At 61.9% G+C, this 17,868-nt stretch carries 14 protein-coding genes; 3 read left to right on the forward strand and 11 right to left on the reverse strand.

Annotated elements, in window-relative coordinates:
* Positions 1–55: 55 nt before the first annotated feature.
* Both ACT8X9_RS01970 and ACT8X9_RS01975 read left to right on the forward strand, forming a co-directional pair.
* Complete coding sequence (locus ACT8X9_RS01970) at positions 56–496, forward strand: Lrp/AsnC family transcriptional regulator (RefSeq protein WP_227620491.1); 441 nt, start codon at positions 56–58, stop codon at positions 494–496.
* Positions 497–632: 136 nt separating this feature from the next.
* Positions 633–1,190, forward strand: a complete 558-nt coding sequence (locus ACT8X9_RS01975; RefSeq protein WP_444267944.1) for a DUF4358 domain-containing protein — start codon at positions 633–635, stop codon at positions 1,188–1,190.
* A 64-nt stretch (positions 1,191–1,254) separates the two neighbouring features.
* Here the strand turns inward: ACT8X9_RS01975 and ACT8X9_RS01980 are convergent, their stop codons facing one another.
* The 11 genes from ACT8X9_RS01980 to glgB form a co-directional block, all read right to left on the reverse strand.
* Positions 1,255–2,367, reverse strand: coding sequence for an SGNH/GDSL hydrolase family protein (locus ACT8X9_RS01980; protein WP_444267945.1), 1,113 nt, complete (start codon positions 2,365–2,367; stop codon positions 1,255–1,257).
* A gap of 23 nt (positions 2,368–2,390) precedes the next feature.
* Positions 2,391–4,118, reverse strand: a complete 1,728-nt coding sequence (locus ACT8X9_RS01985) for a class I adenylate-forming enzyme family protein (RefSeq protein WP_444267946.1) — start codon at positions 4,116–4,118, stop codon at positions 2,391–2,393.
* A 144-nt stretch (positions 4,119–4,262) separates the two neighbouring features.
* Positions 4,263–5,195, reverse strand: a complete 933-nt coding sequence (locus tag ACT8X9_RS01990) for an ATP-binding cassette domain-containing protein (protein WP_444267947.1) — start codon at positions 5,193–5,195, stop codon at positions 4,263–4,265.
* Between the two features lies 1 nt (position 5,196).
* A complete protein-coding gene (locus ACT8X9_RS01995; protein WP_412590135.1) occupies positions 5,197–6,249 on the reverse strand; it encodes an ABC transporter ATP-binding protein in 1,053 nt (350 codons plus the stop codon).
* 12 nt (positions 6,250–6,261) lie between these two features.
* Positions 6,262–7,281, reverse strand: a complete 1,020-nt coding sequence (locus ACT8X9_RS02000) for an ABC transporter permease (protein ID WP_368670620.1) — start codon at positions 7,279–7,281, stop codon at positions 6,262–6,264.
* Positions 7,282–7,292: 11 nt separating this feature from the next.
* Entirely contained in the window at positions 7,293–8,234 is a 942-nt protein-coding gene (locus ACT8X9_RS02005) for an ABC transporter permease (RefSeq protein WP_227620478.1), read from the reverse strand.
* Between the two features lie 183 nt (positions 8,235–8,417).
* The gene (locus ACT8X9_RS02010) at positions 8,418–10,448 is read right to left on the reverse strand and encodes an ABC transporter substrate-binding protein (protein ID WP_444267948.1); all 2,031 of its coding nucleotides are present in this window, start codon (positions 10,446–10,448) and stop codon (positions 8,418–8,420) included.
* 195 nt (positions 10,449–10,643) lie between these two features.
* Positions 10,644–11,927 (reverse strand): 4Fe-4S dicluster domain-containing protein, encoded by a 1,284-nt coding sequence (locus tag ACT8X9_RS02015; protein WP_444267949.1) that lies wholly within the window; start codon positions 11,925–11,927, stop codon positions 10,644–10,646.
* Positions 11,928–11,934: 7 nt separating this feature from the next.
* Positions 11,935–12,918 carry a trigger factor gene (gene tig / locus ACT8X9_RS02020; RefSeq protein ID WP_444267950.1) on the reverse strand — a complete coding sequence of 328 codons (984 nt, stop codon included), beginning with the start codon at positions 12,916–12,918 and terminating at the stop codon, positions 11,935–11,937.
* A 99-nt stretch (positions 12,919–13,017) separates the two neighbouring features.
* On the reverse strand, positions 13,018–14,940 hold the full coding sequence (locus ACT8X9_RS02025) for a hypothetical protein (RefSeq protein ID WP_444267951.1): 1,923 nt from the start codon (positions 14,938–14,940) through the stop codon (positions 13,018–13,020).
* Positions 14,941–15,101: 161 nt separating this feature from the next.
* Positions 15,102–17,066, reverse strand: coding sequence for a 1,4-alpha-glucan branching protein GlgB (glgB, locus tag ACT8X9_RS02030; RefSeq protein ID WP_444267952.1), 1,965 nt, complete (start codon positions 17,064–17,066; stop codon positions 15,102–15,104).
* 174 nt (positions 17,067–17,240) lie between these two features.
* On the opposite strand from glgB, the gene ACT8X9_RS02035 reads away from it, so the two are divergent.
* Positions 17,241–17,868 (forward strand): alpha-amylase family glycosyl hydrolase (locus ACT8X9_RS02035; protein WP_444267953.1); only part of this gene is annotated, 628 nt, incomplete at its 3' end.

A 17,868-nucleotide genomic window follows, 5' to 3' on the forward strand; every position in this document is an offset into this window, starting at 1 on the left:
TTACTTTCGAAAAATTTTGGATAATGTAACATATTTCAAAAGGAGTACTTTTCCCATGGACGATTTGGACCGCAAGATTCTCGCCCTCCTCGCAAAGAATGCCCGTATGCCGGTGAAGGAGATCGCCGAAAAGGTGGCACTGACCAGCCCCGCCGTCTCCAGCCGCATCCATAAGCTGGAAACAGACGGCATAATCAGCGGCTACACCGTGATGCTCAACCGCCCCGCCGACCGGGTCTATGTGGACGCCCTCATCAGCTTGTCGGTGGCCCCGTCCCAGCGCGACGAGCTGGTGGAACTGATGCAGAACAGCAAGGAGGTGCTGCAGTGCTACCACGTCACGGGCGCTTACACCTTCCTCATCAAGGTGAGCTGCGGCAGTATGCCCCAGCTGGAGCACCTGATCCTGCAGTTCCAGAAACTGGGAACGACCAGCACCCAGATCATCCTCTCGACGCCCGTGAACCACGGCGACCTTGAGGCCATGATGCTCTGAGTTCACAGAACTGTTACATCTGCGGTGCAATTTTCGCCCGCTGCGGGACGTTTATCGAATAGCAGCGCTGAAACATCAAATACTATCGCTGTGTACCGAAAAATTCCACCCTGCGAACGAAAGGATAAAACTGAATATGAAACGTATCATTGCTTGTCTGATGGCCGGTATCCTGATGCTGGCTCTGGTGGGCTGCGGCACGTCCGGCAGCTCCTCCGGGGCCGCAAAGAAGGACTATACCCAGATCCTCCACGACGCCCGCAGTGACGAGGACAACGAGTATCTGATGATCTTCACCAAGGGAGAAGACGGCAAGTTCACCGCCCAGTACGGCTACAGCGCCGAATACGAGGCTGACCAGCTTTCCGATGAGGTGGCCAACATGATGATGCCCCTGCTGGGCCTCGAGGACGGTATGTACGACGACTTTGCCGCCTCCGTCTCCGGCATGATGGTCAGCGTCTACGGCGTGGCCATCGTCAAGCCCGCAGAGGGCAGGACGCAGGACGTCGTCGATGCGATGGATGCCTACGTCCAGAGCCAGCAGAAGGCGATGGAGCGGTATCTGGAGGACCAGTACGAGATCGCCTGCGCAGCCCGGGTCGTGACCGTCCCCACCGGCGAGGTGGTCATGGTCTGCTGCGAGGACAGCGACACCGTCCTCGAAAATATCAAAAAAGCTCTGGCTGCATAATCCCTCTGTGCACTAAAAAAGCCCCCGCTTCCGGCTGGAAGCGGGGGCTTTGCGTTACCGGTCGTTACGGATTCTCGATGGCGTTCACGAGCTTGTTTGCGATGTAGGCATGGCCCTTGATGGTGGGATGCACGTCAAGGGTAGTCTCGGTGTTGGGGATGGCCACATAGGTCAGGTCGTAGGTCTTTGCGATCTGCTTCTCAAACTTGTTCAGCTTGCGGAAGTAGCTGCGCCAGCAGGGGATGAGGGGCACGGGGTTGGTGTAGCCGATGAGAATGATCTGCGCGTCCGGGTTCAGCTTGCGGATCTCCTGCACGATGGAGATGAGGGCGGCGGAGGTCTTGGGGTAAGTCTCGTCGCAGATCTTGCTCATGCCGGAGAAGAAGAGGTTCCATGTGGCGTCCGTCTCTGCCTTGGTCAGCTTCATGTCCTTGATGCTGCGGTAGATGGTGGACATGGTAGAACCGGAGCCTTCGCTGCGCAGATCACCGGCCAGAATGGTGGCGGCCAGCTTCTCGCTCTTCCAGTTGGTGGCGTTGCCCAGACCCACGATGCAGGGGACGAAGGCGTCGTTGGAGCCGATCTGGACCGAGATGACGTCGGCCTTGCGGATGTAATCCTGAAACTCGGGGTAGTTGTACTCGCAGCCGGAGGCCATATTCATCTGAGGCATCTTGCCATACTGGATCATATCCGCGAGATCGGGGGCCGTCAGGGCCGGCAGGCCGAGGTTGATGGCGTGGTCACGGTCGAGGCCGAGCGTCTCCGCCACCTTGCCGACGTAGCAGTCGGGGGAGTAGCCTTTGAAGTTGGGGACCATATCGACGCTGTAGCCAGCGCGTGCGCTGTACTGGACATCGGCCAGACCGACGCCGGCGCAGATGCTGTCGCCCAGTGCGACGTAGGTGAGCTGCTTATCCTCTTTTTCTTCAGAGACCGCAGCTTCGGCTGCAGAGGGGTCCGGGTCGGCCTTGGCCGTCTCGGTGGCAGAGGCCTCGGCGTCTGCCGGGGTCTCGGGCTGCAGGGCAGCTTCCGGATTCAAGGTAACGATAACGTGGTCATCGCTGGCGGCAGCGGTGTCGGCGGCTGCGTCAGTGCCCTCAGCCAGTGCGGGGACACTGAACACCGAGACCAGCAGCAGGGCGGAGACGGCCAGACTTGCAAAACGCTTGTTCATGGCAGAAAAATCCTTTCGTGAGATCAATAGTCGCGGGGAGAGATGTCGGCCTCGAGCTGACGGTAATCGATCTTGCCCACAGGGGTCATCGGCATCTCAGGGATGAACTTGTAGGCCACGGGCTGGACATATTCGGGCAGCTCCTCGGCGCACATCCGCTCCAGCTCCCGCACCACCTGCTTTTTCTTGGCCGTGGTGTCAGGCTTGAGCACGATGTAGACGAAGGGCAGACGGCCCTGCACATGATCCTTGTCGGCGCAGCCCACCACAGAGCACTGATGGACAGCCGGGTGGCGGCTGATGACGTTTTCAATCATAGAGGGGAAGACCTTGAAGCCGTCGTGGCGGATGATGAGGCGCTTGATGCGGGAGTCGAGGAAGACGAAGCCGTCCTCATCCAGATAGCCGATGTCGCCGGTGTGCACCCAGATGCGGCCATCGGGGTGGCGGCGGAGGATCATGTCCGTCTCTTCGGGCTTGTTGTAGTAGCCCTTCATGGTGGTGGGGCCGGAGATGCACAGCTCACCCCGCTCGCCGATGGGCAGCTCCTTGTCCGTGCCCGGCTCGAAGGCGGCGACGAGGGTGTTGACCATCGGGATGCCGACGCTGCCCAGCTTGTTGTTCGTGCCGGCGGCGACGGTGGCAGCGGAGGCCACCTCGGTCATGCCGTAGCCCTTGGCGATCGGGTAGCGGACGCCATGGGCGGCGAGGAAGTCGTTGACGGTCTGCTCTGCGCCCCGGGCGATGGCGTCGCCGCCGGCGGCGTAGTTGAGGATGAAGGAGAGGTCCTTATCCCGCAGCTTGGGGTCAGCGGCCAGCTGCTGGTAGTGGGCGGGCACGCCGAACATATGCTCGGGCTTGTACTTGAGCACCAGACTGCCCAGCTTGGCCGGGTCGAGGTTGGGGATGATGATGACCGTGAAGCCCAGCACCAGCGGCAGATGGACGCCGCAGGCGTAGCCGTAGGCAATGAAGGGGGGCATGATATTCATGAGCTTCTGGCCCCGGTGGAACAGCTTATCGTAGGCGCGGAACTGCTGCGCGATGGCGTTGAAGCTGTTGTCGGTGAGCATGACGCCCTTGGGAGAGCCGGTGGTGCCGCCGGTGTGGACCACGACACAGGCATGGTCGGGGTCGTAAGGCTCAGCAGCGGTGCTCTGGTTCTTGCCGTTTGCGATGAACTGCTTCCAGCGGATGACGTTGGAGGCGTACTTGTTCTTGTCGGGGGTGGTCAGCCTATAGCCCACGGCCATCACCGGGGGCAGGGAGTCGGCCGGAGAGAGGACGATGACCTTTTCCACGTTGGTGCGCTTGGCGGCCTGACGGCAGCGCTCGTACACGACGTTCAGGCAGACCAGAAGATGGGAGTCCACCTCCTCGATGTACTCGTGGATGCCCTCGACGCTGTAGCGGGGGTCCACGAGGTTCAGGGTGGCGCCGATCATGTCTGCAGCATAGAACAGGGCGATGACCTCGGGGGTCATGACGCTCACCACCGTTATGATGTCGCCCTTCTGGACGCCGACGCCCCGCAGGGCGGCGGCAGTCTTCTTGACGTTGACGATGAGGTCAGCATAGGTGAACTTCCGGCCGTAGTAATCCAGCGCGGTGTCGTTCAGATGGTTTTTGTTCCGCTGGCAGACATATTCGAATGCCGAGACGGTGGGAAGGGTCTGCTCAATGTACTTCTGGTCGTAATATTTGAGCCAAGGCCGAGCCTGAGATGCGTAAATGGGATCCTGCGTCATCATCGATTCCTCATTCCTTTATGTTTGTAGGCCCCGGAAGGGGCGGGTATTCTGTTTTGTTCCAATGCCACTCCTGCTATTGTAGTAGAGCGGGGGACAAAAGTCAATAAACAGGGGAAGAACAATGAGGAAAACGCAAGAAAAAGTTTACAATTCGCGGCACCATGCCTCGGCCTCGGCGGCACTGCAGAGCACCCAGTGACGGGGCCGCAGCTCCCGCCACTGGGGAGCCTCGGCGGAGTAGTCGTGGATGGCGGGGTCGTAGACCAGCAGCTTTTTCTGCCGCTCGCGGCGGGGGCTGGGCATCGGGATGGCCGACAGCAGGCTCCGGGTGTAGGGGTGGATGGCGTGCGTCACCAGCTCTTCGGCATCGGCCAGCTCCACGATGTCGCCCTTGTGGATGACGGCGATGCGGTCGGAGATGTACCGCATGACCGAGAGGTCGTGGGCGATGAAGAGGTAGGTGATGCCGCGCTCTTTTTGCAGGTGGCGCAGCAGGTTGAGCACCTGTGCGCGGATGGACATATCCAGCGCCGAGATCGGCTCGTCGGCGATGATGAACTCCGGCTCCACGATGAGGGCGCGGGCGATGCCGATGCGCTGCCGCTGGCCGCCCGAGAACTCGTGGGGGAAGCGGGAGGCGAACTCCGGCAGCAGGCCCACATCCAGCAGCGCCTGCCGGACTTTTTCGTCCCGCTCGGCGGCGGAGAGGTCGGGCCGGACGTTCATCAGGCCCTCGCCCACGATGTAGCTCACCTTGGCGCGCTCATTCAGGGAGGATTGGGGGTCTTGGAAGATCATCTGGATCTCCTTGATGACCTGCCTGTCCAGCGCGTGGGAAATTTTGCCGTTGATCTGCTGGCCCTTGTAGATCACCTGACCGCCGGAGGTGGGCAGGATGCGCATGATGGCCCGGCCGATGGTGGTCTTGCCCGAGCCGGACTCGCCCACCAGACCGAAGGTCTCGCCCTTATAGATGGTAAAGTTTGCGTTCTTGACGGCCTTGTAGGCTTTGCGGCCGGAGCCGTAAGTCACCTCGAGGTCTTTCACCTCGAGCAATACTTCGCGTTCGTCTGCCATGTTACTTGCCCTCCTCTTGCAGCATCCGCACAGCGGCGGGCGGCTCTATCTTGGGTGCGCGGGGGTCGAGCAGCCACGTCTTGGCCCGGTGGGTCGCGCTGACGTCGAAGTAGGGGGGACGCTTGACGAAGTCGATCTTCAGGGCCAGCGGGTTGCGGGGCGCGAAGGCGTCGCCGCGGATCTCCGTAAAGAGGTTCGGGGGCGTGCCCTGAATGTTGAACAGGTCTTCGCCCTTCACGCCCATCTGGGGCATACTGGACAGCAGCGCCCATGTATAGGGGTGGCGGGGGTCGTAGTAGATCTCGTCGGAGGTGCCGATCTCCACGATGTCGCCTGCGTACATGACGGCCACCCGGTCGGCGATGTTGGCCACGACGCCGAGGTCGTGGGTGATGAGGATGATGGTCAGATTGTACTTGACCCGCATCTCCTTCAGCAGCTCGAGGATCTGGGCCTGAATGGTCACGTCCAGAGCCGTCGTCGGCTCGTCGCAGATCAAAATCTGGGGGTTGCAGGCCACGGCGATGGCGATGACGACGCGCTGGCGCATACCGCCCGAAAACTCGTGGGGATACTGCTTGAAGCGGACCTCCGGGTCGGCGATGCCGACATCCCGCAGATATTCCAGCGTCTTCTCCTTGGCCGCAGCGCCTTTGAGGCCCTGATGCAGCTCCACGGCTTCCATGATCTGGTCGCCGATGGTCTTCAGAGGGTTCAGGCTGGTCATGGGGTCCTGCATGATCATGGCGATCTCATGGCCCCGGACCTTCAGCCAGTCCTTCTCCTTTTTCAGCGCGGAGAGGCGGATGGGCTGGTGGTCGTCGGCCCCGAAGTAGTCGATGGTGCCCGAGGTGATGGAGCCGTTGGAGTCCAGCAGGCCCATGAAGGACTTGGTGAACACGCTCTTGCCCGAGCCGGACTCGCCCACGATGGCGAGGACCTCGCCGTGGTAGACGTCGAGGTCGATGCCGCGGATGGCGTGGAGGATCTTTCCACGCAGATTGAATTTAATGTTGAGATCCCGCACCGAGAGGATCAGTTCGTTCTTTTTCATCCCTGTGCCTCCTTACTGCAGATGGTTCTTCGGGTCGGCTGCGTCGGAGAAGGCGTTGCCGATGAGATAGAACGCGATGGTGACGAAGCTGAGGATGATGGTGGGGTAGAGCAGCTGATAGCGCAGTCCGGCCTGCATCATGACCTTGCGGCCATCGTTGATGAGGTTGCCCAGCGAGGGCGTCTCCACCGAGAGGCCGAGGCCAATGTAGGTGATGAACACCTCACTGCCGATGGCAGCGGGGATGGTCAGGGCCATCCGCAGCATGATGACCGACACGAGGTAGGGCAGCAGGTTGCGCAGCACGATGCGGGCGGTGGGGGTGCCGATGCAGCGGGATGCCACGTTGTAGTCGCGGTCGCGGATGATGAGGATCTGGTTGCGGATGAAGCGCGCCATGGCGATCCAGCCTGTGATGGACATACCGAGGATGAGGGTCTTGACGCTGGGGCTGGCGACGTAAGAGATCAGGATGAGGATGATGGTGGAGGGCACATTGTCACAGATGTTGTACAGCTCGGTGAAGAAGAAGTCCAGCTGGCGGACATAGCCCCAGAGCACGCCCACCGTGATGCCCACGACGGCCTCGATGAGGGCCACGAAGAAGGCGATGGTCAGGCTGGTGCGTGCGCCGGCCCAGATGCGTGCCCACAGGTCCTGTCCGATGGCGTTGGAACCCCAGATGAAGCCATCCTCACCGGGGGCAATGTTGCGGTACTGGACGCCGGTGAGGGGGTCCACGGCGCAGAAGTTGGGGTCTGCCTGCCCGGGCAGATAGGGCTGGAGGAATGCGAAGGCCACCACAGCGATGAGGGCGGCGAGGAGGATGACCGCGATGCGGTTCTTGAAGAATGCACGGAAGGTGCTGCCCCAGTAGCTGTAATTGGAATAGGAGGTGGCCTCGGCCCGCTCCTCGCTGAACCCGGCGGGGGTGAACAGCTCTTCTTCGGGCAACTCTGCCCATGCGGCGGGGCCGTCCGCCTGCAGTTTGTCCAGCTGTGCTTCCAGCTGGTGCGCTTTTTCATCTTTCATACGGAAAAGCATTATCGGCCACCTTCTTTCTTGCCAAAGCTGATGCGGGGATCGATGAGCACCATGAGCAGGTCGCCCAGAATGAGGCCGATGATGCCCACGCAGGCGTAGAGCAGGACGATGCCCTGCACCATCGTGTTGTCGTGGCGCTGGACGCAGGTGACCAGCAGACCGCCCATGCCGGGGATGCTGTAGAGGCTCTCGATGTAGATGGAGCCGACTACCGTGTTGAGGAAGGCGGAGGGAATGTACTGCACCAGCGGGACCATCGCGTTGCGGAAGATGTGGCGGAGAGCGATGTTGTTCTCGCTGACGCCCTTGGCCCGGGCGAGGCGGACGTAATCCTTGTTGCTCTCGTCCACCATGTACCGGCGCAGCCACATGGCGTAGAACGCCACATTGCCGAGGCTCATGGAGCAGACGGGCAGCACCCAGTACTTCCAGTTGGAGGTGTCGAAGAGCAGGCCTACGCCCAGCGCGGTAGTGCCGTACATCTGGATGTAGAGGTAATACACCGCCGCAGGCACGGCCTGAATGAGCACGATGATGGCCGTGCCCAGCTTGTCGGGCCAGCGGCTCTTGAACCGGCCCATGAACAGGCCCATCGGAATGCCGATGACGAGACTCAGCAGCATGGCAAAGACGCCCATCTGGATGGAGATGGGCAGCTTCTTGGCAAGGATGCTGGTGACGGAGGCGTTGACCTTATAGATATGGCTCACGCCGAGGTCGCCGTGGAGGGCATTCACCCAGAAGCGGCCGACCTGCACCGGCAGCGGGTCCAGCAGGCCCATCGACTGCAGGCCGGCCTGAATCTGGGCCTCGGTCATTTTTTCGTAGTTTGCAAAATAGCCTTCCACCGGCATCAGCCGCAAAAGGCAGAATACGAGCGTGACGATGACAAACAGGGTCAGGATCGAGCGCCCGATGCGTTTCGCCAGATATTTGAGCATATCTGTGCGCACCCCTCTCTTTTATTTAATGAATGTCGGATAGGAATAGAATACAACAAAAAACTACTTTTGGAAAGTGATTTGGCAAAGTTTGCTCTAAAAATTCATCTGAGAGCCTTCAGAAATAAAAAGCCCTCCGCTTTCCCGGGGGAAAACGGAGGGCGGCAGAACGGTCAGAAAAGCTTAGCGGGCGTCGCGGTTGGCCTCGTACTCGCTCATGGAGACATAGTGGTCGAGGACGTGGATGCCCTTCAGGCGCTTGTTGGAGAAGCCGGTGGAAGCATACTGGCCCTCCCAGTAGTTCAGGCGGGTGGCGATGTAGGCCGGGACGCTCATGCCCATGGGGACGACGAGGGCGTTGTTGATGAGGGAAGCCTCGGCGTTGGCGAAGGCATCGTAGCGGGCGTTGATGTCATCGGTGATCTCCACAGCGGCTTCGATGGCCTTCATGTAGTTCATGACAGCGTCAGCGGTGTCGCCGGTGATGAAGCCGTCCTCGACGCCGGTGCGCAGGAAGGCGTAGCGGCTGCCGCGTGCGCCCTCGGCCTGATAGAAGGGGTCGGTCTCGGTCTGGGGGTCGGAGTAGTCTGCGCCCCAGTTGCACAGCAGGAAAGCGAACTTGCCGTTGCGGCGGACGCTGGACAGGAAGCTGTCGGAGGGGCCGGCGGTGATGACGATATTGATGAAGTCAAAGCCGTCGTTCAGCACGCCCTCGAGCTGCTGCTTGAGCACCTGACACTGCTTGTCCCAGTCGGTGGAGGAGGGGTTGTAGGGCAGCTGGACCTTGATGGGGAAGGTGACGCCTGCGGCGGTCAGCTCGGGGATGGCGGCGTCACGGTACTCCTTGGCCTTGGCCTCGTCGAAGAACTCGGTGATGTTGGCGAGGTCGCCGCACTTCAGGTAGTCCACGCCGTCAGCGTTGGCGCAGAAGCTGGGGGGCGTGATGGTGTTCAGCTTGTAGTTGTCGTAGCCCTCGGGTGCCTTGACGGCCAGCGTGACGGAGTTGTTGATGCCGTAGAGGAAGGACTTGCGGAAGTTGGTGTTGTTGATGGCCTTGGCCCAGTTCTCCGGCTCATACTCGGCGTCCATGCCCTCCACGCTCCAGTTGGAGAACTCGTGGGAGAAGGGCATGAAGTTGAACATATAGAAGTAGGTGTAGTTGGTGTTGGGGCGGTCCATGGACACCATATCCTTGGTGGTGTCGTCGGCCAGCCAGCTGTCGAGGATGTCGGAGCCGATGGTGGCCTCATCGATCTCGCCGCGCTTGATCATCTCGGGGCCGTTGACGCTGGCCTCGGCGTTGTAGATGCGGCTGATGGTGTCGATGAAGACGTTGGCGGCGTCGTAGTTCTCGGGGTTCTTCTTCATGACCCAGGTCTCCAGAGACTCGTAGGCGGCCAGATAGAATGCGCCGCAGCTGTAGGTGGTCTCTGCGCTGGTGGCGAACTGGTCGCCGGTCTCCTCCAGCAGCGGGCCGTAGGCCGGCTCATAGGGCAGGTAGCACAGCAGGCTCAGGAAGCCCGGGAAATCGTAGGTCAGGGTGTAGGTCAGGGTGTGCTCGTCCACAGCGGTGACGCCCACGGCTTCGAAATCCACGGGTGCATAGGTGGCGGGGTCTGCGCCGGGGGCGGCGACGGTGACGACGCCGTCGGCATCCACGGTGTAGGTGGTGCCGTCCTCGTCCACGACGCCGGTGTTGGCGTTGTTCAGGTAGACGTGGTAGTTGTAGTAGTCGTCCGCGCCTGCGATGTAGCCGGTGACGAGGCCCACGTTGGAGGCGGCGTAATCCGGGGTCAGGACGTACTTCAGGGCGTCCACGAAGTCCTGCGCCGTGACGGGGGCGACGACCTCGCCGTTGCAGTCCACCCAGTTCTCATCCCGCAGATGGAACGTCCAAGTCAGGGTGTCGGCATCCCAGTCCCAGCTGGTGGCCAGACCCTCGCGCATGACGCCCTTGTTGTCGTACTCGACCAGAGTGTCCACGCAGTTTGCGCCGACGACCATCTCAAGGTCGGTGCCGGTGGTCAGGTAGTTCAGGGTGGCAGGCTGGCTGTCGTACAGGATGGTGTAGCTGGAGCCGGAGGAGGCTGCGCCGGAGGCGCTGCCGGAAGAAGAGCCGCCGCAGCCGGTCAGCAGGCCGGCTGCGCAGGCACCGGCGGCAGCCAGACCGCTGGCCTTCAGGAACTGACGGCGGGAGATGGAAGTGTTCATCATAAATTCCCTCTTTTCTTGTTGTTGCTGTACAGGGACAGCATTCGCGTTGCGCGGTGCCCGCTGTTTCCCGTCAGCGGACAGTTGGACTGTTTTTATGAAAAAAGAGCAACGGAAATCCATCCGTTACTCCTTTGTAACAGTCCCGGCCATCAAATAAGTGGTCAAGACTGAGTATAGCATTGATTTGCGGCCGCGTCAATCCTTTTTGGCAAGAGCGGCTGTTTCTGGTGCAGCAACAGTTGTCTCCGCAACGGCGGCAGGCGCTGCGACGGCCGGGGCAGCGGCTTCTGCGGCAGCTGCATTCTCCGCGGCCAGCTCTGCGGCAGCGGCCTTGGCGGCTTCTTCCGCAGCCTTGCGGGCCTCCCGCTCGGCGATCCGCTCTTTGGCGCGGGCAGCGGCCTCCTCCTGACGCTGCTTGGTGCGGCGCTTGATGCGGCAGACCGAGCAGATGCCCTCGGCGCTGTTCGGCGCGATGGGCTTGCCGCAGTCGGCACAGAGAGTCTTGCTGCATTTGTAGACGCTCACCGGGCCGAGGGTGGTCAGCTGGCGCAGCTTCATGCCGTCGATGCCGCTGTTCGAGCAGGCTGCGACACAGACGCCGCACTCGCTGCACTTCCACGGCGTGACGACCACGCGGGTCTGCCCGTCGGGCAGGTCCTCCAGCTTGAGCGCGCCGGAGCGGCAGGCCTTTTCGCACTTGCCGCAGCCGAAGCACTTCTGGGTGAAATTGGGCAGATACCAGCCGTAGCGCAGCGGCGTCTCGGAGGCAGCCTTGAGCTGCTTGGTCCGCTGGTGGAGCAGGAGGCGGAAGTCGGCGGCGCTGTCCTCCTCACTGCGCAGGCCGGGCAGCATCTGCAGCAGCTTCTTGGTGCCGGCGCGGGAGCCTTCGGTCATGTGGGAGAACATCTCCCGGCGGCTCAGCTCCTGCACATGGTAGGGGGCGTCCTCCTGCTGGTAGGCCAGCGTGACCCGGCTCTCGAAGAGCTGGGGGCCGAGGAACTCCACGAGGCGGGTCAGCTCCTTGCGCAGCTGGGCAGCGCAGGCGTCGTTCTCGCACTCGCCGCAGGGGGTCAGATCCAGCACGAGCTTCTTGTTCAGGGCGAGATAGGCCAGCGTCTCCCATGAGAAGGCGGCCACGCAGGCGCGGACGGCGGTATTCTTCCGGCTGCTCTTCTCGCAGCCCAGCCAGAGGGTGTCATTGTCGGTGTCGGCCAGCGAGGTGTCCCGCTGCACCTGTTCGGGCGAGGGCACGATGCAGCCCGAGCGGCAGACCGAGACGCAGAGGCCGCAGTCGGTGCAGGGGTCCCAGTCCTTGACGAGGTTGGGGCGGGTGAAGATGGCGTCGCCGTAGGGGCAGATGTCCTTGCAGTCGGTGCAGGGGGTGCGGTGGGGGTGGAGGTTCCAGCACTGACGGCGGACCACCTCGGGGTGGGAGGTCTTCATCAGGGCATCCATGGCATAGCGGGTAAACAGACCCATAGCGGTATCACTCCTTTTCGGGGGCATCGGTCACGGTGGTGACCTGAGCGTTATCCAGCAGGAAGCGCTGCACCTTCTTTGCGGCCAGCGCAGCGGCCACAGCGTCCTCGGCCAGTGCCTTGCGGATCTCGGCCTCGGGGGTATCCTGCAGCTGGGAGAGGCGGCGGTACTCCGCGTTGACCTCCTCGGGGTGGACGACGATGCCCTCAGCCTCGGCGATGGCCCGGGCTGCCAGCACGAAGCGGATGCGGCTCTCGGCCTGTGCGCGGTAGTCCTTCTCGAGGGCTTCCGGGGTGGTGTGGCTGTTCTTGCAGTGCTGCTCGAGGGTGATGCCGCTGCGGGAGAGGCGCTCGGTCAGCAGCTTCATCTCGTTCCGGGCCGTGCGGTCGAGGATCTCAGCGGGCAGGTCTACGGTCATGTTGGCCCCGGCCATGTCCAGCAGCAGCTTTCCGGCGGCGCGGTCGGCGCCCTCCTCGTGGATCTTCTGCTTCTTGGCGCGGAGGTCGGCCTTCAGCGCGTCGAGGGAGGCGAAGCCCAGACTCTTGGCAAAGGCCTCATCGGGGGCGGGAGTGACCTTCTCGGCCAGAGAGCGGAGGTTGATCTCGAACTGCGCGGTCTTGCCGGACAGCTCGGGCAGGCGGAAATCCTGCGGGTAGGTGAAGTCGAAGCGGAACACCTCACCGGCACAGTGGCCGTAGATGGCCTGCTCGGCGGCGGGCATCAGCTTGCCGTCGCCCAGCACCACCATGACATTCTCCATCCGGCTGTCGGGGATCTCCTTGCCGTCCATGTAGCCGACAAAATCCAGCAGGGCGCGGAAGCCGCGCTTGGCCGGGGCGGTGGTGGGGTGGTAGACGGCGTGCATCCGGGTCTGATGCAGCACCTCGATGTCCACGGTCTTGTCGGTGACAGGGCGGACGTGGCGGGTGACGGCGAGGCCCTTGTACTGGCCCAGCTTTACTTCGGGCAGATTCTTTTTCTTCTGTTCCATAGCGGCATACTCCTTATGACGTAAGCAGCCCGGCGTGCGGCGCTGCGAGTCTTATAACAATACGTTGAATTATACACGTTTTCAGTAAAAAGGGCAAGGTCACAGCCCGTGGGCGGTGAGCCACGCTTCGGCCACCTGCGAGAACATCTCGGGATACTGGGCATCCTCTGCGGCAAAGGCGCTCAGGTAATACTCCACCTCTGCGCGGGTGGGGGCGGCGGTGCGCCGCCAGATGGTGAAGGTGGTGCCGTTGCCCATGTCGAAGCTCTGCTCAAAGGTGAAGGCGTCGTCCTTTGCGGCGAGGAAGCGTTCGTTGAGCTTGATGGACATCTCCCCGCTGCCCGCATAGGTCTGGGGGAAGGGGTCGCAGGTGATGACGTACTTCGCCTCGAAGAACTGCATGGGAAAGTTGTGGGTGCCGGGCACCGAGAAGCCGAAGGCCAGCTTGTCGTTGATGGAAGCCTCCGGCAGGCGGCAGTTCTTGAAGTGGTCGGGGTTGTAGAGCATATCGTGGGGGACCATGTAGCTGATCTCGCCCACGTTGCAGTGGGCGTCGATCCAGTCGGCGATGGCCTGGATCTGGCCGATGTCCTTCCGGTCGTAGATGAGCTTGTCCAGCGAGATGAAATACCGGGTGGCGGGGATCTGGATGGGAAAGTGCTCGATGACGAAGCCCGGCATGGCCAGCGTGGTCAGGGGTGAGCAGCGCACCGACATGGACAGCATCAGCACGAAGGCCCAGAAGCCCAGTTTGAGGGTGCGATGGCGCTGGATGCCCTCGGCCAGTGCGGCTGCACCCAGCAGGAAGAGGAGGAAATACCCCGGCAGGAAGAGCAGGAACTGATGAGAGCCGGTGTTCTGGACCCGGGTGAAGAGCAGCAGGCTCACGACCAGCTCGCACCCTGCCAGACAGGGCAGAGCGGGCAGCTTTCGCTTTGCTGCAAAGACGAGGCCCAGCGCGATAAGGATGAGATTGAACAGGCCCAGCCGTCCGAGGTGGTAGAATGCCTCGAGGGCCAGACCGCCGCCGTTATAGTAGGAGTAGCGGCCCGCGTAGTTATAGGTGAGGATGTGGGATACCATGGGCCAGAGCAGGATGACCATGGCGGCGACGGACGCAAGGCCGAAGAGGACAAGGTTCTTCCCCCGGCGGAGGGCGGCGGAGACAGCGCCGCCCTTTGCCAACCGCACACAGCCCGCGACGAGCAGCAGCGCATAGGCGAAGTAGTAGCCCACCACGAAGTAGAGGAACCACCGGCGGGCGAGGATGATGGCGGCAGTGGCGAGGAAGATAAGGCCGAACCGGGCCGGTTCGAGGGTGTCAAAACGGAAGTCCAGCGTCAGCAGCAGGATGGCGAAGGCGAAGATGAGGCCGAACCAGTCCGGCTGTGCCAGCACGGCGCTCATCCGCAGGAAGGGATAAGCTGCCGTCAGGGTCATGCCGAAGAGGAAGTAATACATCCGGTTCTTCACGTTCAGGAGCTGGCCGACCTTCACCACGAGGCCCGCCAGAAGCACCAGCAGGGTCGGCAGGATGCAGAACACCTGACTGAAGGAGTAGGCGTCGCCGGTGTGGTCGGTCAGGCAGAAGGGAAACTCGGTGAAGAGGGTGATGAAGTTGGTGTAATCGTCGGCCATCGAGCCGAAGAGATACCCGAGGCCCCCACCGGTGCTCTGGGCAAAAGCGGCTTCGGCGTCATATTGCTTGAGCAGGTAGTTGGCGTAGTCCCAGACGTAGATAAAGCTCCGGCTCGATAACGTCCAGTAGAAATAGACGACAGCCACGGCCCAGATGCCGAAGACGACGGCCCAGTGGAAAAAAACCAGCTCGACGCCCGCCGTGCGGAGGACGCAGACCGCCAGCACGAAGAGGACGAGACAGGCCCAGAGACTGAGCAGCGGAAAAAAGAACGGGCTGGCCGGGACACCGACCCCCAAAAGGAGGAGCGCCACGGCACAGAGGCCGAGGTCCAGCCCTGCCCATTGCAGGGGCGAGAGCCGACGGAGAGCAGCAGATGGCATAGAAGGACGGTTCCTTTCGTTCAGCTTGTAAAAAGGGTGAGGCACACAACTTTCCATCTAACAGTATAATGGCTGCGTCAAGGCTTGTCCAGCCGCAGAGGGCGCTGAAACGCAGAATATCCCGCCGCATTCTCAGCAGACGGGATATTCTTTACCAAATATTACTTTTTGGAGTTGTGCGCTGCGGCGTCAGCCTTGGCGTTCTGGGTGCGTGCGGCCTTGCGGCGTGCGGCAGCGGCCCGCCGTGCACTGGCCTGTGCGGCCTCGGGGCGGGGCGCTTCGGGGGTGAGCCGGAACATCCGGCTGCCCATGGCAGGCAGGTCCACCGTGAGGGTGTAGTCCCGGCCATAGACGCCGCCGTCGGTGGTGTGGAGCGCCTTGGGCTTCGACTTGTCCGCACCGCCCCAGCAGGGGGCCTCGGTGTTCAGCAGCTCTTCGGCCCCGGCGGGGAAGCGCAGGTAGAGGGGGAACTTCTTGTGGGCGGTGTTCTGGGTGTTCATGACGCAGAGGATGGTCTGGCCTGCGCCCTTGCGCAGCCATGCATACACGCCCTCGTCCCGGCTCTCGCTGGCGACCCACTCAAAGCACCGGGGGTCATATTCGCCCGCATAGAGGGCAGGCTGGGTGGCGTAGAGGCGGCTGAGGGAGGCGAAATACTTCTGGAAGGCGTCGTGGAAGGGATACTGGAGCAGGCCCCAGTCCAGCTCCCGCTTTTCGTCCCACTCCCGGAAATGGGCGATCTCGTTGCCCATGAAGTTGAGCTTTTTGCCCGGGTGAGCATACATATAGAAATAAAGGGTGCGCAGCTGGGCGCATTTTTCCTCGTAGGTGCCCCAGAGCTTGTCGATGATGGTCTTTTTGCCGTGGACGACTTCGTCGTGGCTCAGGGCCAGCAGGTACAGCTCATTGTAGAAATAGTGCATACTGAAGATGATCTTTCCGTATGCATTGGGCCGCTCGCCGAAGGGGGTAGCAAAGTAGTCCAGCGTGTCGTGCATCCAGCCCATGTCCCACTTGTAATCGAAGCCGATGCCGTCGTAGCGGGTGGGGGCCGTCACCTTGAGGAAGTTGGTGGAGTCCTCAGCCATGTAGATGCCGGTGGGCCAGCGCTCGTTCAGGCCGTGGTTGAGGTTCCGCAGGAAGGTGACTGCGCCCTCGTTGACGCCCCGGGCAGGGTCGCCCTGCCAGTAGAGGGCGCGGGAGATGGCGTCCATCCGGATGCCGTCGCAATGGTAGACCTCCATCCAGAGGGCGGCGGCGCTGCTGAGGAAGCTGCACACCTCCCGGCGGTAGTAGTTGAAATTGCAGGTGCCCCACTCGCTGTGGCCCACGTCGCTGTCGTACTCATAGAGGTGGGTGCCGTCGAAGTTGGCCAGCGCGTCGGCGTTGGCGGCAAAGTGGACGGGGACGAAGTCCATGATGACGCCGATGCCCATCCGGTGGCAGGCGTTGACGAAAGCGGCGAACTGGGCCGGGGTGCCGTACCGGCTGGTGACGGCGAAGTAGCCGGTGGTCTGGTAGCCCCAGCTGCCGTCGAAGGGGTGCTCGGCCAGCGGCAGCAGCTCCACATGGGTGAAGTGGTGCTCCAGCAGCCACGGGATCAGCTCCCGGGTCAGCTCTTCGTAGTCGTACCAGCCGTCCGAGCCGTCGGGCCGGGTGGAGCCGGGCTTATGCTTCCAGCTGCCGACGTGCAGCTCGTAGATGTTCATGGGCAGGTTGCGGCACTTGTCCCGCCGCTCCATCCACGCGCTGTCGTCAAAGGCGAAATCCAGCCTGGTCAGGCGGCTGGCGTTGGCGGGGCGGACTTCGGAGGCAAAGGCGTAGGGGTCGGCCCGCATAACGACGCTGCCGTCGGCGCCGTGGATGCGGTATTTGTAGAGGTCGCCCTCGCACAGCCCGGCCACAAAGCCGCTCCATACGCCGGTGTCGGCCTTCTGGAGAGAGACTCCGTCACCCCAGCCGTCAAAGCCGCCGCAGACCTCCACGGCGGTCGCGCCGGGTGCCCAGACGGCAAAGCGCCAGCCCTCTTCGCCGCGATCGCCCTGCCAAGGGTGTGCGCCGAGGACGTGGTAGGCGTCGAAGCAGTCGCCGCTGAAGAAGGAACGGGGGATAGAGGGAAGATTCATACGAAAGACTCCTTTTATCGCAATTTTTACAGAGAGTACCGGTTCGGGAGGGAATAATGTGAGAAATATACAACACTATTTCCACACTTTTGTCGGAAAATGTGATATACTGAATACAACGCCGGGGCTTCGAGAAGCCCGGCAGAACTTTTGAAAACAGGAGCGGTACAGACAATGGCTTGGTATGACAATGCGGTATTCTATCACATCTATCCTCTGGGACTGTGCGGCTGCGCGCATGAAAATGACGGGCAGCCTGTTCCCGGGGCATTCAAGAAGCTGGATGCGTGGGCAGAGCACGCGGCGGAGCTTGGCTGTACGGCGATCTATATCGGCCCTCTGTTCGAGAGCGGCTCCCACGGCTATGACACCATCGACTACCGGCAGGTAGACCGGCGGCTGGGCACCAATGAGGAGTTCAAAAAATTCGTCGCCGACTGCCATGCGCGGGGCCAGCGGGTCATCGTGGACGGCGTGTTCAACCATGTGGGCCGCGATTTCTTCGCCTTCCGGGAGCTGAAGGAGCACCGCGAGAACGCCCGCTATAAGGACTGGTTCTGCGATGTGAATTTCTGGGGCAACAACGAGTACAACGACGGCTTCTCCTACGGCAACTGGGGCGGCTTTAACCTGCTGGTCAAGCTGAACCAGCGCAACCCCGAGGTGCAGGACTACCACTTTGATACCGTCCGCTTCTGGGTGGAGGAGTTCGACATCGACGGCATCCGTCTGGACGCTGCCGACGTGCTGGACTTTGACTTTATGAAGGGACTGCGCCGCCTTGCCAACGAAGTGAAGCCGG

Origin of the sequence: Faecalibacterium sp. (assembly GCF_052358865.1) — a bacterium.
In the GTDB taxonomy this organism is placed as follows: Bacteria; Bacillota; Clostridia; order Oscillospirales; family Ruminococcaceae; genus Faecalibacterium; species Faecalibacterium butyricigenerans.

Excerpts from the sequence above, each read along its gene's own strand:
- ACT8X9_RS01990 (WP_444267947.1), bottom strand. The coding sequence starts at position 5,195 with ATGGCAGACGAACGCGAAGTATTGCTCGAGGTGAAAGACCTCGAGGTG.
- ACT8X9_RS01975 (WP_444267944.1), top strand. The coding sequence starts at position 633 with ATGAAACGTATCATTGCTTGTCTGATGGCCGGTATCCTGATGCTGGCT.
- ACT8X9_RS02000 (WP_368670620.1), bottom strand. The coding sequence starts at position 7,281 with ATGAAAGATGAAAAAGCGCACCAGCTGGAAGCACAGCTGGACAAACTG.
- ACT8X9_RS01985 (WP_444267946.1), bottom strand. The coding sequence starts at position 4,118 with ATGATGACGCAGGATCCCATTTACGCATCTCAGGCTCGGCCTTGGCTC.
- ACT8X9_RS02005 (WP_227620478.1), bottom strand. The coding sequence starts at position 8,234 with ATGCTCAAATATCTGGCGAAACGCATCGGGCGCTCGATCCTGACCCTG.
- ACT8X9_RS02025 (WP_444267951.1), bottom strand. The coding sequence starts at position 14,940 with ATGCCATCTGCTGCTCTCCGTCGGCTCTCGCCCCTGCAATGGGCAGGG.
- ACT8X9_RS02010 (WP_444267948.1), bottom strand. The coding sequence starts at position 10,448 with ATGATGAACACTTCCATCTCCCGCCGTCAGTTCCTGAAGGCCAGCGGT.
- tig (WP_444267950.1), bottom strand. The coding sequence starts at position 12,918 with ATGGAACAGAAGAAAAAGAATCTGCCCGAAGTAAAGCTGGGCCAGTAC.
- glgB (WP_444267952.1), bottom strand. The coding sequence starts at position 17,066 with ATGAATCTTCCCTCTATCCCCCGTTCCTTCTTCAGCGGCGACTGCTTC.
- ACT8X9_RS01995 (WP_412590135.1), bottom strand. The coding sequence starts at position 6,249 with ATGAAAAAGAACGAACTGATCCTCTCGGTGCGGGATCTCAACATTAAA.
- ACT8X9_RS02015 (WP_444267949.1), bottom strand. The coding sequence starts at position 11,927 with ATGGGTCTGTTTACCCGCTATGCCATGGATGCCCTGATGAAGACCTCC.
- ACT8X9_RS01970 (WP_227620491.1), top strand. The coding sequence starts at position 56 with ATGGACGATTTGGACCGCAAGATTCTCGCCCTCCTCGCAAAGAATGCC.
- ACT8X9_RS01980 (WP_444267945.1), bottom strand. The coding sequence starts at position 2,367 with ATGAACAAGCGTTTTGCAAGTCTGGCCGTCTCCGCCCTGCTGCTGGTC.